Source organism: Stenotrophomonas sp. 57, assembly GCF_030291075.1.
GTDB lineage: Bacteria > Pseudomonadota > Gammaproteobacteria > Xanthomonadales > Xanthomonadaceae > Stenotrophomonas.
In genome coordinates this window covers 1,450,625-1,465,709 of the sequence record NZ_CP127407.1, presented here as the reverse complement: position 1 = coordinate 1,465,709, position 15,085 = coordinate 1,450,625, and the positions used below count along the sequence as shown (strand labels likewise).

Genomic DNA, 15,085 nt, shown 5'->3' with positions numbered 1-15,085 from the left:
CTGCCGGTAGACATCAGCCGAGCATGGCTCGGCTCTACAGGAGGGCGTGCCGACCAACGGTCGGCACCCACCATTCTCACCCCACCGTCCTCACACCAGCAGCCGTTCCACCAGCCGCTGGTACAGCCCGGGCAGTGCTTCCAGTTCATCCACGCGCACGTTCTCGTCCACCTGGTGGATGCTGGCGTTGACCGGGCCTACTTCGATGCACTGCGCGCCCAACGGTGCGATGAAGCGCGCATCGGAGGTACCGCCGCCGGTGCTCTCTTCCGGCGCACGGCCGACGTGCTCGGCCAGCACTGCCCGCGCGGCGGCGCGCAGGGTGCCTTCCGGCGTGTAGAACGGTTCGCCGCTGCGATGCCACTTCAGCGTGTGCTGCAGGCCGTGGCTGTCCAGTAGTGCAGTGATCTCCGCTTCCAGCTTCGGCGCGTCCCAGTGCGGGTTGTAGCGGATGTTGAAATCCACTTCCAGCTCGCCCGGGATCACGTTGTTGGCACCGGTGCCGGCATGGATGTTGGAGATCTGCAGGCTGGTCGGCGGGAAGCTCTCGTAGCCGTCGTCCCAGCGTCGCGCACTCAGTTCGGCCAGTGCCGGCGCCGCCTGGTGGATCGGGTTGCGCGCCTTTTCCGGGTACGCCACATGACCCTGTACGCCCTGCACGCGCAGCTTGGCGGACAGGCTCCCGCGGCGGCCCACGCGCAGCAGGTCGCCCAGCGTCGCGGTCGACGACGGCTCACCGGTGATGCACCAGTCGATGCGCTGTCCGCGTGCGGCGAACAGGCGTGCAACGTGGCGCACGCCATCGATGGCGTCGCCTTCCTCGTCGCTGGTCAGCAGCACCGCCAGCGTGCCGGCGTGATCGGGATGGGCGGCAACGAACTGCTCTGCGGCAACCACGAACGCGGCCACGCTGCCCTTCATGTCGGCAGTGCCGCGGCCATACAGCACGCCGTCTCGGATCGTCGGCGTGAACGGATCGCTGGTCCAGGCCTCGCGCGGGCCGGTGGGCACCACATCGGTGTGGCCCAGCAGCACCAGCACCGGCGCCCCGCTGCCGTGGGTCGCCCACAGGTTGTCGACCTCGCCCAGGCGCAGGTGATCGCAGTGGAACCCGGCCTGCTTCAGGCGTGCGGCCAGCAGCGCCTGGCAGCCGGCATCATCGGGCGTCACCGAGGGCCGTGCGATCAGCTCGCAGGTCAGGTCGAGAACGGCACTCATGCGCCGCCCACGCCGAAGCGTGCCTTGAAGCCGTTGTCACTGAAGCCCTGGCTGACCGTGCCATCGGCGGTGACCACCAGCGGGCGCTTGATCAGCTGCGGGTACTCGCGCAGCAGCAGCTTCCATTCGGCATCGGACTCGGCCGCCTTGCGGCTGTCCGGCAGCTGCCGCCAGGTGGTGGAGGACTTGTTGACCATCGCCGCCAGCCCGCCCAGCTGCGCGGCCCATTCCAGCAGCGTTTCCGGGCTGGGCGTGTTGTCGCGGTAGTCGACGAAGCTGTACGGCACGCCGAAGCGGTCCAGCCACTTGGTCGCCTTCTTGCAGGTATCGCAGTTCTTCAAACCGTAGACAGTGGTGCTCATGGCCATCTGTGATGCTGGAAAACAGGCGGCCAGAATCTCACAACAGACGCTCGGACACGACCCGGAACGGCACCCTCGGCAAGCGGAAGGCCAGGCCCGATTCAAGCGCCACGCCCATCGCCTGCAGGCGCGGGCAGTGCAGTTCGCCCGACAGGCGCAGCGGCTGCAAGGTGTCGACGGCCACCGGCAGGGCAATGCGGGTACTGGCCCAGCGGTGGTCGCAGGTGCGGGCGATGGCCTCGTCCTGGCAGGTCAGGAAGCGCAGCAGGGCAGCCTGGTCACCGAAGGCAGCCGACCACCCGGCCGCGCTCCCCCCTGCGGCAGCCTGCCAGTGCAGATGCAACGCCGGCGCACTGCCCTGCCCGCTCTCGATCAATGTGTGGCCCGCGCCATCAGCGTCAAGGACATGCTCGAAGCGGGCGGACAGATGGGGCTGCATAGCATCACTGAAGGCACGCGCGCCGGCCACGAAGGCCAGCTGGTCCATCACGTTGCGATCGAACAGCACCCTCGGCGTGCCTTGCGGATCATCATCACGGCGCAGGTACCAGCGCCAGTTGCTCTGCTGCGGCGACGGCATCAGCGCGCGCAGCGGCCCGGCCAGCGCGGGCCCGAAATGGCCGTGGCGATAGCTGAGGATGGTGTAAGGCGTGCGCCCGGCATGCACCACGTAGTGATGGCCCGGCGGTGGTGGCGGTGCGTGACGTACATCGACCCACCAGCTCGCATAGACCACGTCGCGTACATCGCTGACCAGCGCCGGCATCGGCCAGCGCTGCGACAGCGCGCGACGCAGCCGGCTCCAGCGGGATGCATGCAGCAGGCGCGGCAGCATCCGCCCGAATGCGTTGTCGGACGGATGCCGGTAGATCGCGGACTGCGCCAGGTCCTCCGGCGCTGTCACTTTCAGTCGGCCAGGCCGCGCAGCAGGTCGTTGACGCTGGTCTTGCTGCGGGTCTTGGCATCGACCTGCTTGACGATCACCGCGCAATACAGCGAGTGGGTACCGTCCTTGCTCGGCAGCGAGCCGGACACCACCACGCTGTACGGCGGGATGTAGCCGTAGCTGATCTCGCCGGTGGCGCGGTTGTAGATGCGGGTGCTCTGGCTGAGGAACACGCCCATGCCGATCACGCTGTGGTGGCCGACCACCACGCCTTCCACCACTTCCGAACGCGCGCCGATGAAGCAGTGGTCTTCAATGATGGTCGGGCTGGCCTGCAGCGGTTCCAGCACGCCACCGATGCCGGCGCCGCCGGACAGGTGGCAGTGCTGGCCGATCTGCGCGCAGGAACCGACGGTGGCCCAGGTATCGACCATGGTGCCTTCGCCGACATAGGCGCCGATATTGGTGAAGCTCGGCATCAGCACCACGTCCTTGCCGAAGTACGTACCGCGGCGGGCAATCGCGCCCGGCACCACGCGCACGCCACCACGGCGGAACTTCGCTTCGTCATAACCGGCAAAACGCGATTCGACCTTGTCCCAGAACGGCGCCGGGCGCGCATCGACCACCGCCATGTCATTGACGCGGAAGTACAGCAGCACCGCCTTCTTCAGCCACTCGTTGACCTTCCAGCCACCGTGGCCGTCCGGTTCGGCAACGCGGAACTCGCCGCTTTCCAGGCCATCGATCACACGGTTGACCAGCGGCTTGGTCGAGCCTTCCAGTTCGTGCAGGGTCAGCGTGGCGCGGCGCTCGAAAGCACTTTCGATGCCGAACTTAAGTTCTTCCACGCCCGGCGCGGCCGGCTTGCGCAGCGACTTGCGGGCGATGGTTTCGGCGCGTGCGGCGTCTGCACTCTTGGCCGGGGCCTTCTTCGGCGCCGCCCCCTTCTTCGCCGGGGCCTTCACCGCTGCGGCTTTCTTCGGCGCAGCCGCCTTCTTCGCGGCCGGCACGGCGGCAGTTTTCTTGGCCGCTGCGCTCTTGGCGGTGGCAGCAGTCTTCTTCACGGGCTTGGTGGCCATCAGGCGGGGTCTCCGGCGTTTCGATCAGGGTCCAGGCAGGCCAGCATCGCGTCATGCAGCTGCTGCCGGGCAGGTTCAGTCAGGGGGAGGTCGTGTTCGTCACTGATCACGAAGGTGTCTTCGGCGCGTTCGCCGAACGTGGCAATGCGCGCATCATGCACGCGCAGGCCCTGGTTGCGCAGGACGAACGCCACGTCGGCCAGCAGGCCGGGGCGGTCGGGTGCGACCAGGGCAAATCGGGTTGCGCCCGGTTCATCGCGGAACTCGATGCGGGGGGCGAAACGGAAATGGCGCAGCTGGCGTGGCACCACCCGACGCGACGGGCGCAGGCGCGACAGGTCACCGCTGAGTGCCTCGCGCAGCGCGGCCTCCAGGTTGGCGCTGCTGCCATCGGCGAAGCTGTCGGCCGGGTTCACTTCGAAGGTATCGAAAATGGTGTCGGCCGGACCATCCAGCACGCGCGCGCGATGAATGCCGTAGCCCTTGCGGTCCAGGGTCATCACGATGGCGGCGAACAGGCCGTCGCGGTCCGGCGAATGCACGAACACCTCCAGTGCCGGATCGTCGACACTGATGCGGCGCACCTTCACCAGCGCCTGGCCCTGCTTCACCGGCACCAGCGCAGCGGCCTGCCAGGCCAGCTGTTCCGGGCGCAGGCGGATGAAGCCTTCATCGGGCATCACGGCGAACTGGCGGTCGATGGTGGCATCGTCGTACCCCTGCTCGCGCACCAGCGCACGCACGCTGTCACGCGCCTCGGCCACGCGCTCGGCGGCCGGCACCGGGTGCTCAAGGCCTTCACGCAGCGCGCGCCGGGTCGCGAAATACAGGTCGGCCAGCAGGCGGTCCTTCCACGCGTTCCACAGCTTCGGGCTGGTGCCGGCGATGTCGGCGCAGGTCAGCAGGTACAGGTAGTCCAGGCGGTCGCGACTGCCGACCAGGGTGGCGAAGCGATGGATCACCACCGGGTCCGCAATGTCCTGCTTCTGCGCGGTCACCGACATGCGCAGGTGCTGTTCGACCAGCCACGCCACCAGTTCGGTGTCGGACGTACTCAGCGCATGCGCCTGGCAGAACGCGCGCGCGTCCACCGCGCCCAGTTCGGAATGGTCACCGCCGCGGCCCTTGGCAATGTCATGGAACAGGCCCGCCAGCAGCAGCAGCTCGGGCTTGCGCAGGCGCGGCCACACTTCATGCGCGATCGAGAAGCGCTCATCGGCACGGCTGCTGGCGAACAGGCCGATATTGCGCAGGACCATCAGCGTGTGCTGGTCGACGGTATAGACATGGAACAGGTCGAACTGCATGCGCCCGCTGACCTGGGCGAATGCCGGAATCCACTGGCCGAGCACGCCCAGCCGCGCCATGCGCGAAAGCGTATCGACCGGGCGCTGACCACGCAGCAAGGCCAGGAATTGCTCGCGTGCGTCGGCGTCGGCCTGGTCGTAGGCCGGCAGCAGCGGCAGCGATTCGGCCAGCGCGCGCGCGGTCAGCGAATGCAGCCCGCGTACCTGCGGATTGTTGGCCCAGCTGGAGAACAGCGCGAACACCTGGCCGATATCACCGCGCGGCCAGTCGGCATCATTGGCCGCCAGATAGCCGCGTCGCAGGGAAAAACCCACGGTCAGCGGTTCCGGCTGCGCCTCGCCATCGAACTGTTCCTCGAAGCGCTGCAGCAGGCGGTCACTGATCCGACGCACCACCAGCGCGGCGCGGTAGAAGCCCTGCATCATCTTCTCGACACCGAGATTCTCGGCATCGTCTTCGAAGCCCAGGCGCGCGGCCAGGGTCTTCTGGTAATCGAAGCGCAACCGTTCTTCGGGGCGTCGCGCCACCAGGTGCAGGCCGAAGCGCAGCCGCGCCAGCACTGCACGTTCGCGCTTCAACGCGGCGGCTTCGTCGGCACCGAGATGGCCCAGCCCGACCAGCGCTTCCAGGTCGCGTACACCGAACGCGCGCAGCGCCATCCAGCCCAGCGTATTGAGATCGCGCAGGCCACCGGGGCCATCCTTCAGATCCGGTTCCAGGTTGTCGGCGGTGTCGCCGAAACGCTGGTGGCGGTTGTGCAGCTCTTCCAGCTTGGCAAGGAAAAAGGTGCGTGCCGGCCACAGCTCACGGTCGTCGATGGCCTCGCGCAGCGCACGGCGGGCAGCGTCATCGGACAGGATCGGGCGCGCTTCGATCAGCGCGGTCAGCACGGTCTGGTCGGCGGCGGCCTCGCGGCACTGCGCAGCACTGCGCACCGCATGGCTGACCGCAAGCCCGCAGTCCCACAGCAGCGCGAAGAGGCGCGCCAATGCCGCTTCGTGCGCCAACTGTGCCGGCGGGTCGCCGAACACCAGCAGGTCGATGTCCGAGCGCGGGAACAGTTCACCGCGCCCATAGCCGCCCACCGCAAACAGCGACAGGCCGCTGTCGGCCGGCAGGCAGCGCTGCCAGGCCAGGCGGATCAGATGGTCGGCGGCACGCGCGCGCAGCGCCAGCAGGCGCTCGATGTTGTCGCCCTGGTCGAAGCGACGGTACAGGCGCGCGTCGGCCTGCTGCAGCGCCTGGCGCGCGGCAGCAGCCCAGTCCGGGTCGTTGAGCGACGCGGCCGGCGTGTCCAGCAGCGAACTCGCCGGCAACATCCTCAGGAGACCTGCGACTCGCCCGGCGACAGCGTCAGCACGTCGACGCCGGTCTCGGTGACCGCGATCATGTGCTCCCACTGCGCCGACAGCTTGCGGTCCTTGGTCACCACGGTCCAGCCATCCGGCAGCACCTTGTTGTACCGGGTGCCCTCGTTGATCATCGGCTCGATGGTGAAGGTCATGCCCGGCTGCAGCACCAGGCCCTGGCCCGGGCGGCCGTAATGCACCACCTGCGGCTCGTCGTGGTAGACCTTGCCGATGCCGTGGCCGCAGTACTCGCGCACCACGCTGAAACGCTCGCCTTCGGCGTAGCTCTGGATGGCATGGCCGATGTCGCCCAGGGTGGCGCCCGGACGCACCGCACGGATGCCGCGCCACATGGCTTCGTACGTGGTTTCCACCAGGCGGCGGGCCATCACCGACGGCGTGCCGACGAAGTACATGCGGCTGGTGTCGCCGTGCCAGCCGTCCTTGATGACGGTGACGTCGATATTGATGATGTCGCCATCCTTGAGCACCTTCCCTTCGCTGGGGATGCCGTGGCAGATGACGTTGTTGACCGAAGTACACACGGTCTTGGGGAAGCCGCGGTAGCCGACGTTGGCCGGAATCGCGCCCTGCACGTTCACGATGTGGTCGTGGCAGATGCGGTCCAGCTCCTCGGTGGTGACACCGGGCTTGACGTGGGGGGTGACGATGTCGAGCACTTCGCTGGCCAGGCGGCCGGCGATGCGCATCATCTCGATTTCCTGCGGGGTTTTCAGATTCACGCTCATGGCGCCCATTATCGCCGATCCGGCTGCAATCTGAACGAACGCCACCCAACTGGCGATCCGGGGCATGCACGGTTCCGGCAAGGAACGCCAAAGCGTGACGACCTCCCCCCTTTCGCCTGCCTATTTATCACGGATTACAGACACTTAGCCGCACAAGCTGGCGCCGACCGTCGTCAAAAGCGGCCCCGAACGTGCCGCCTTCGCGTTGTTCAACAGACCTTCGGGTCAGGGAGGTTGTCCATGCGATCCACGCTCCGCTCACCGCTCGCCTGGTCCTTGGCCGGGCTGTTGCTGGCCGGCCCCGCGCTGGCCGCCGACACCACCACCTTCAACGTCACTCTGGTGGTCACCAAGGCCTGCACGATCACCGCAGCGGCCGCCACCAACGTCGACTTCGGCACGGCGGCCTCGACCACCGCGACCCCCACCCTGGGCCAGGGCACGGTGACCGCCCAGTGCTCGGCGCTGACCCCGTACACCATTTCACTGAACGCGGGCGCCAACGCCAGCACCGCCAACGACGTCACCACCCGCCGCATGAAGAACACCAATGCCGCGGTGACCGCCAACAACTACGTCGGCTACCAGCTCTACCAGGACGCCGCACACACCCTGGTCTGGGGGGCCACCTCAGGCACCAACACCCAGGCTGGTATCGGCACAGGCCTGGCCGTGCCCTACATCGTCTACGGCCAGATCCTGAACCTGAGCACCAACAACCCGGCCACCGGTAACTACCTGGATACGGTCACCGCCACGATCACGTATTGATGGAGCACGCCCGCATGGCCGGACCCCGCCCGTGGCGCGCCACCGGCGTGGCGCTGCTCGCCCTCTGCCTGCTGGCCGCCGCCGCTGCCGGTGCCACCAGCCTCCAGGTCGCCCCCACCAGCCTCCAGCTGGAGGCCCGCCAGCGCGCCGGCGAACTGTGGCTGACCAACAGTGGTACGTCGCCGGTCCGCCTGCAGGTGCGGGTGTTCCGCTGGGTGCAGCAGGAGGGCCAGGAGCAGCTGCTGCCCACCGATGAACTGCTGGCCACCCCGCCGATGCAGGAACTGGCCGCCGGCCAGCAACAACTGGTACGCGTGATGCGACCGAACCATGAACCGCCTGCCACACAGCAGTACTACCGGCTGATCGTCGACGAAGTGCCGGATCTGGCGACCCGTGCCAACGGCATGCAGTTCGTGCTGCGCTATTCGATTCCGGTGTTCGTGCAACCCTTGGGCGGCAAGCTGGCGCCGCGCCTGCACGCCAGCCTGGTCCGGCTGGAGGATGGCCGCAACGGCGTGGAGGTGGCCAACACCGGCAACAGCTACGCGCAGATTGCCGATCTCGCCCTGGGCAGCGCCCAGCGTCCACGCATCGTGCACCCCGGCCTGCTGGGATATGTACTGCCCGGGCAGGTGATGCGCTGGCCGATCGAGCGCACGGCCATCGACCGCGACAACGACCAGATCACGGCCAAGCTCAATGGCGAGTCGGAACAGACGCCGCTGTCGCCACCACCGGCTCGCTGAGGCGTTGATGGGCGCGCTGTGGGCTGCCCTGGCTCCTGCGGCGACCGAGGCCGCCGAGGTGTCCGGCATGGCCGCTGCCGGGGCTGCAGATGTCTCCGGGGTGTCGGCCGATGCGATCCTGCCCCCCCCCACGCCCCTGACCGCCAGCCAGACGCTGTACCTGGACGTCTCGCTCAACAGCACGCCGCGCGGCCTGCTGCCGTTCACCGAAAACCGTGGCCGGCTGCAGGCCAGTCCGGACGTGCTGCGCCAGCTCGGCTTCAGCGCCCGCGGCGAAGCGCCGGTGTATCTGGACCAGATCAGCGGGGCCGTTGTGCGCTACGACGCGCATATGCAGACCCTGGCGCTGGACGTGCCGCTGGACCAGCTGACTCTGCCGACCACCGTGCTGAGCCAACCGCAGACCCGCGCGCCGGCTGGCAGCGCCTCGCCCGGCCTGCTGCTCAACTACGATGTGTATGGCAGCCAGGTGGACACGCTCGGCAACCTCAGCTTCAGCTCGGAACTGCGCCTGTTCGGGATCGGCAACGGCACCGTCGAGAACACCGCGATCAGCCGCCGCTACCAGCAACCGGGTGACCGCCGCTGGCGTGGCGAGAGCGTGCGCCTGAACACCCGCTGGAGCCTGGATTTCCCCGACCGGGCGATGACCTTGGACGTGGGCGACTTCTACAGCGGTTTCGTCGACTGGACCCGGCCCGTGCGAATGGGTGGCCTGCAGATCGGCCGCAACTACGGCCTGCAGCCTTACCGCGTATTGACCCCTACGCCCAGCTTCCTCGGCCAGGCGGTGGTGCCGTCCACCGTTGAGCTGTACGTCGATGGCCTGCGCCAGTACAGCGGCCAAGTGCCGGTCGGCCCGTTCCAGCTGGCGGCACAACCCGGCATCAGCGGCACCGGCAGTGCACAGGTGGTGGTGACCGATGCGTTCGGGCGCATGCAGACGCTGGATTTCAGTTTCTATGGCACCCAGCAGCTGCTGGCCAAGGGCCTGTCGGACTGGTCGGTCGGCATTGGCCGCCTGCGTGAGGATTTCGGCCAGCGCTCGTTCGCCTACGACGATCGCACCGTGGCCAGTGCCAGCTGGCGCGGCGGCGTCAGCGACACCTTTACCGGTGAAGCGCATGCCGAAGGCGGTGGGGGCCTGGCCCAGGCCGGCATCGGCGGCTGGTGGCTGCTCGGTGGTGCGGGCGTGTTCAATGCCGCCTATGCACACAGCGACCATCACGGCCTGCAGGGCGGGCAATGGGCACTGGGCTACAGCTGGAACAACCGCCGACTCAACTTCAACCTGCGCAGCGTGCGCAGCCATGGCGATTACCGCGACCTGGGCGCACTGCAGGGCAACCTGCCTCCGAGCATCAGCGAACAGGCCACGGTCGGCGCCGATCTGCTGCGGCTGGGCACGCTCAGTGCCAGCTACCTGCGCCTGCGCTATCCCGATGGCGAGGACAACCGCTACGCCAGCCTGTTCTGGTCGCGCACCTGGAGCCAGCGCTGGTCGGCCTATCTGTCGGTGAACCAGAACCTGGACAAGAGCGATGATCGCAGCATCTACCTGTCGGTCACCGCCAGCCTGGGAAACAACCGCCAGGCCAGCCTGTCCAGCCAACGCAATGGCGACAGCCAGAGCTGGGTGGCTGATGTGACCCAGCCGGTGCCCGGCGACGGCAGCGCCGGTGGTGTCGGTTGGCGCGCGCAGGTCCGCCATGGCGAGGATGGCAATGGCGGCCTGGCCGAAGTCGGCGTCCTCAGTGACGTCGGTCGCTACTCCTTCGGCGCCTCGCGCCAGGGCGGCCTGAACTATGCCTACGCCAGTGCCAGTGGCAGCCTGGTGTGGATGGGCGGGCATGCCTTCGCCACCCGCGAGGTCTCCGACGCATTCGCGGTGATCAGCACCAATGGCGTCGGCGGCGTGCCGGTACGGCTGGAGAACCGGCTGATCGGCGTGACCGACGACCGCGGCCTGCTCCTGGTCAGCCCGCTGCTGTCCTGGCAGCGCAACCGGGTCTCGATCGACACCCTGGACCTGCCCGAGGACATGCGCGCCGACCGCATCGAAGACTGGGTGACCCCACGCCAGCGCGCCGGCACGCGGGTGACCTTCGAACTGCGCTCGCGGCCCTCGCTGAGCCTGACCCTGCAGGGCATGGACGGGCAACCGCTGGAGGTCGGCAGCGAGGTGCAGCTGCCGGACGGTCGCCAGGTGCTGGTGGGCTATGACGGCCTGCTGTACCTGGAAGACGTCGCCGCCGGCAGCGTCCTGTACATCACCACCAGCCGCGGCCAGTGCCGGGTGAAAGTGCCGGACCTGCCCAAGGTGGTGGCCGCCGGTGCACGACCGAAACCGGCAACACTGCAGTGTATTCCGGAGGTGGCGCCATGAAGGTGCTGCTGCTTGGGTTGCTGTTGATCGCCTGCCTGCTGGCGGCGGCACCAGCACGTGCCGTCGCGGTGTGCACCGCCGTTGCCGACCCGACGCTGCCGTTTGGCAACGTCAACAGCAGTGCCCCCGGTGCAAGCACCGGCACGCTCAACATCACGGTGAGCTGCACCACGGCCGCGCTGAGCGTGCTGGCCACTACCGGCGTTCGGGTCTGCGTGGGCATCGGCGCCGGCAGCGGCGGCGGCAGCAGCTCCACCTGGCGGACGATGAAGACCAGCACCAGCGACAGCATGAACTTCCAGCTTTACAACACCTCCAACTTCAGCCAGGTGACGGGGTTGAGCCCGCGCGGCTTGCCGCCGGCGCAGGAGTTGACCTTGACCTACAACGTGCCCCTGACCGGCGGCAGCGGCACGCAGGCCACCCAGCTGTTCGCGCAGATTCCGGCCAACCAGGTGCTGGCCTCCGGCGCTTACAGCAGCACCTTCAGTGGCGCGAACGTGGTGCTGACCTGGGCCTGGAACGAAGTACTGCTCGGCACCGCTACCGTGCCGGCCACCTGCGACGGCGGCGGCACCGGCACCAACAGCGCCAGTGCCGCCTTCAGCTTCACTGCTACCGCCAACGTATTGCCGCAGTGCGGCAGCTATGTCACCACCCCCATGAACTTCGGCAACGTCACCGGCGGCATCCCCACCAACATCGACCAGACCGCGACGTTGACCCTGACCTGCCTGAAGAACACCGCCTACCAGGTCAGCCTCAACAACGGCCAGAACAACCCCACCGCCACCAGCACGCGGCGCATGGCCACCACCATCGGCGGCAGCACCTATTACCTCACCTACGAGCTGTACCGCGATTCCACGCGTACCCAGCGCTGGGGCAACACGCTGACCGTGGATACCGCCAGCGGTACCGGCACCGGCAGCGCGCAGCAGCTGACGATCTACGGACGCGTGCCGCCGGTTACCGGCCAACCGCCGGCCGGTACCTACAACGACGTGGTGCAGGTGACGATCACTTACTGACCTGCGTGCCGACCAACGGCCGGCACGCACCACGGCAGGGGCGGTAGATCCACGCCATGCGTGGACGCGCGCTTCACGCCTGCGCCGGGGCCAGTCGACTGACAGTCGACGCTACAGTTCCTGCCGTTCCAGCCGATACCGCGCAGCGAGTCCTGACGCAGGGTGGTTGGCTGGTGGTTCGCGCACTTCTTATCGGGGCGATGCTGGTCGCCAGCACGCCCGCATGGGCTGAACCCAGTCCCACACCGCTGCAGATCCGGCTGACCGTAGTGGAAGCATGCAGCGATGCCCCCGGCAGCACCCACTGCCCCGCCCCCCACCAGCGCAGCGACGCACCGCAACTGCCTCCACAGGTCCGCGAACTCGCGCCTCCCGCCGACGACGAAGACCCGACGTCCACAGTGACCGTCATCTACTGATGCGGTCACTTCCAACCCTGCTGGCGATGCTGCTGGCGTTCCCTGCCGCAGCACTGGACCTGTTGCCGACCACACTGCAACTGCCCGCCGAAGGTGGCCAGGGCGAATTGTGGCTCTACAACCCCGGTCCCGGCCGCTGGCAGGGTCGGGTGCAGATCCTGGCGTGGGAACAGCGGATCGACGCCGAAGTGCTGCGCCCCACCGACCAGGTCCTCGCCAGCCCCACCCAGCTCGACATCCCGCCCGGTATCCGCCAGCGGATCTGGCTGCTACCCGGCCGGCCCGGACCCGTCTCCGGCGAACAGGCCTATCGGATCGTGCTGGAGCCCCGCCAGGCTGGCCTGCCACGCTACTCGCTGCCGCTGTTCCGCGGCCAGGCCGCGCCGCAGGCACAGCCGCGCGTACAGGCTCGGATCGACGCCGACGCGTCGCAGCCCTACCTGCGATTGAGCAATGCCGGGCCGCTGCACGCCCGCCTGCACGACCTGGTGTTCGTTGCCGGCGATGGCCAGCGCACCCTGCTGCTCCCGGGCCTGGCCGGTTATCTGCTGGCCGGCCGCGAGCGCCGCTGGGTGCTGCCGGCCCCGCCGGACAGCTACCATGGCGGGCGTTTCCACGCCCATCTGCAGGATGGCCGCGAGGTCGACCTGACCACGCCGGACCCCGCCATTGCAGCCAGTGCGCCGAGCCGGCTATAATCGACCGGATTCCTGCGCAAGCGTGCGCGGGAACCCGTCCACACCGGACGTCACCGGTGAATCCACACCTGCTGCCCCCATCCGTGCCGGGGTGCTCCGCAAGGAGTTCGGCCACGGAGGCAACAGGGAAGCCCAACCCCGGAACCGATCGCGCTTCCAAGCGCCCGCACACCCAATCCCGCGGGCGGAATCGCTGGTTCCATATCAGGAGTATTGCAATGCCCCAGGTCACCATGCGTCAGATGCTGGAAGCCGGCGTCCACTTCGGCCACCAGACCCGCTACTGGAACCCCAAGATGGCTCCGTACATCTTCGGCGCCCGCGGCAAGATCCACATCATCAACCTGGAAAAGACCGTCCCGCTGTTCAACGACGCGATGAACTTCATCTCGTCGGTGGCCCAGAAGCGCGGCACCGTCCTGTTCCTGGGCACCAAGCGCAGCGCCCGCGAAACCATCAAGGAAGAAGCCGAGCGTTGCGGCATGCCGTTCATGAACCAGCGTTGGCTGGGCGGCACCCTGACCAACTTCCGTACCGTCAAGCAGTCGGTTGCCCGCCTGAAGGAACTGGAAGCCGGTGAAACCGACGGCACCTTCGAGAAGCTGGTCAAGCACGAAGTGCTGGGCCTGCGTCGCGAGCGCGACAAGCTGGAAGCCTCGCTGGGCGGCATCAAGGACATGAACCGCCTGCCGGACGCCATCTTCGTGATCGACATCGGCCACGAAGACATCGCGATCAAGGAAGCCAAGAAGCTGGGCATCCCGGTCATCGCCGTGGTCGACACCAACTACAACCCGGAACTGGTTGATTACGCAATCCCGGGCAACGACGACGCCATCCGCGCTGTGCAGCTGTACGCCCGCGCCGCTGCCGACGCCGTGCTGGAAGGCAAGGCTGCTGCTCCGCACGCCGCTTCGGTGCGCGAAGAAGAGTTCGCTGAAGCCGCTGCCGAAGGCGAAGAGAAGCCGGCCCGCCGCGCTCCGGCCAAGAAGGCTGCCAAGAAGGGCGACGACGCCCAGGCCTGATCCAGGCCCCGGGGTGGACGCCCGGCGTCCACCCTCCCTGCACGCAGCCCTTGGCGCGTGCCAGGACTGTGTCACACGGGCCGGCCACCATGCCGGCCCTACCCCTTTCTTTCGTGAGGTAATCCCGTGGAAATCACTGCTTCCCTGGTCAAGGAACTGCGCGAGCGCACCGGCGCCGGCATGATGGAATGCAAGAAGGCGCTCACCGAAGCCAACGGCGACATCGACGCTGCTGCCGAAGCCATGCGCAAGTCCGGCGCCGCCAAGGCCGACAAGAAGGCTGACCGCGTGGCCGCCGAAGGCCGTCTGGGCCTGGCCCAGGACGGCGGCAAGGCCGTGCTGGTCGAAGTCAACTCGGAAACCGACTTCGTCGCCAACGACGACAACTTCAAGTCCTTCGTCAACGCCGTCGCCGCTGCCGCCCTGGCCTCGGGCGCCAGCGACGTCGAAGCCGTGAAGGCTGCCAAGCTGGCCGATGGCCGCACCGTTGAAGAAGCCCGCGCCACCGCCGTGCAGACCCTGGGTGAGAACATCCAGATCCGTCGCATGGTGAAGGTTGACGGCAACAACACCATCGGCGCTTACGTCCACACCAACGGCAAGGTTGGCGTGCTGGTCGACCTGGTCGGCGGCGACGTCGAGCTGGCCCGCGGCCTGGCGATGCACGTGGCTGCTCTGAAGCCGCCGCACAACAAGGCTGCGGACGTCCCGGCCGAGTTCGTCGAGAAGGAAAAGGAAATCGAGCTGGCCAAGATGTCCGAAAAGGACAAGGCCAAGCCGGCCGAGATCCTGGAAAAGATCATCAGCGGCAAGATCAACAAGATCGTCAGCGACGTGACCCTGTACGGCCAGACCTACGTACTGGGCGACACCACCGTCGAGCAGGTGGTCAAGGCCGCTGGCGCCGACGTGGCTGGCTTCCAGCTGCTGATCGTCGGCGAAGGCATCGAGAAGGTGGTGGAAGACTACGCCGCCGAAGTTGCCAAGGCGATGCAGGTCTGATTACAGCCTTCCGGCTGTGAAACGACAAGAAGGAGCCGCGGGAAACCGCG

13 protein-coding genes are annotated in these 15,085 nt (G+C 67.7%); 7 read left to right on the top strand and 6 right to left on the bottom strand.

Features of this window, described 5'->3' with window-relative positions; translation table 11 throughout:
• Window positions 1-90 precede the first annotated feature (90 nt).
• The 6 genes from dapE to map are packed head-to-tail and all read right to left on the bottom strand — an operon-like array spanning window position 91 to window position 6,963.
• Window positions 91-1,218 (bottom strand): succinyl-diaminopimelate desuccinylase, encoded by a 1,128-nt coding sequence (gene dapE, locus QP512_RS06695; protein WP_286071441.1) that lies wholly within the window; start codon window positions 1,216-1,218, stop codon window positions 91-93.
• Window positions 1,215-1,586 (bottom strand): arsenate reductase, encoded by a 372-nt coding sequence (locus QP512_RS06690; RefSeq protein WP_286071440.1) that lies wholly within the window; start codon window positions 1,584-1,586, stop codon window positions 1,215-1,217. The genes dapE and QP512_RS06690 overlap by 4 nt, the downstream gene beginning before the upstream one ends.
• 31 nt (window positions 1,587-1,617) lie before the next feature.
• Window positions 1,618-2,484, bottom strand: coding sequence for a hypothetical protein (locus QP512_RS06685; RefSeq protein WP_286071439.1), 867 nt, complete (start codon window positions 2,482-2,484; stop codon window positions 1,618-1,620).
• A gap of 2 nt (window positions 2,485-2,486) precedes the next feature.
• Window positions 2,487-3,548, bottom strand: a complete 1,062-nt coding sequence (gene dapD / locus QP512_RS06680) for a 2,3,4,5-tetrahydropyridine-2,6-dicarboxylate N-succinyltransferase (protein WP_286071438.1) — start codon at window positions 3,546-3,548, stop codon at window positions 2,487-2,489.
• Window positions 3,548-6,175, bottom strand: a complete 2,628-nt coding sequence (locus tag QP512_RS06675) for a [protein-PII] uridylyltransferase (RefSeq protein WP_286071437.1) — start codon at window positions 6,173-6,175, stop codon at window positions 3,548-3,550. Before QP512_RS06675 ends, dapD begins: the two co-directional genes overlap by 1 nt.
• Window positions 6,176-6,177: 2 nt before the next feature.
• The gene (map, locus tag QP512_RS06670) at window positions 6,178-6,963 is read right to left on the bottom strand and encodes a type I methionyl aminopeptidase (protein ID WP_005412748.1); all 786 of its coding nucleotides are present in this window, start codon (window positions 6,961-6,963) and stop codon (window positions 6,178-6,180) included.
• Window positions 6,964-7,194: 231 nt separating this feature from the next.
• On the opposite strand from map, the gene QP512_RS06665 reads away from it, so the two are divergent.
• From QP512_RS06665 to tsf, 7 genes are all read left to right on the top strand, one after another.
• A complete protein-coding gene (locus QP512_RS06665; protein ID WP_286071436.1) occupies window positions 7,195-7,725 on the top strand; it encodes a spore coat U domain-containing protein in 531 nt (176 codons plus the stop codon).
• Entirely contained in the window at window positions 7,725-8,474 is a 750-nt protein-coding gene (locus tag QP512_RS06660; protein ID WP_286071435.1) for a molecular chaperone, read from the top strand. Before QP512_RS06665 ends, QP512_RS06660 begins: the two co-directional genes overlap by 1 nt.
• Window positions 8,475-8,481: 7 nt before the next feature.
• Window positions 8,482-10,860, top strand: coding sequence for a fimbria/pilus outer membrane usher protein (locus QP512_RS06655; RefSeq protein WP_286071434.1), 2,379 nt, complete (start codon window positions 8,482-8,484; stop codon window positions 10,858-10,860).
• On the top strand, window positions 10,857-11,891 hold the full coding sequence (locus QP512_RS06650; protein ID WP_286071433.1) for a spore coat U domain-containing protein: 1,035 nt from the start codon (window positions 10,857-10,859) through the stop codon (window positions 11,889-11,891). The genes QP512_RS06655 and QP512_RS06650 overlap by 4 nt, the downstream gene beginning before the upstream one ends.
• 418 nt (window positions 11,892-12,309) lie before the next feature.
• Window positions 12,310-13,008 (top strand): molecular chaperone, encoded by a 699-nt coding sequence (locus QP512_RS06645; RefSeq protein WP_286071432.1) that lies wholly within the window; start codon window positions 12,310-12,312, stop codon window positions 13,006-13,008.
• Window positions 13,009-13,226: 218 nt separating this feature from the next.
• Window positions 13,227-14,033, top strand: a complete 807-nt coding sequence (rpsB, locus tag QP512_RS06640) for a 30S ribosomal protein S2 (RefSeq protein WP_005408748.1) — start codon at window positions 13,227-13,229, stop codon at window positions 14,031-14,033.
• Window positions 14,034-14,159: 126 nt separating this feature from the next.
• Window positions 14,160-15,035: a translation elongation factor Ts gene (tsf, locus tag QP512_RS06635; RefSeq protein ID WP_099551341.1), complete on the top strand. Its 876-nt coding sequence runs from the start codon at window positions 14,160-14,162 to the stop codon at window positions 15,033-15,035.
• The last annotated feature ends 50 nt before the right edge of the window (window positions 15,036-15,085 follow it).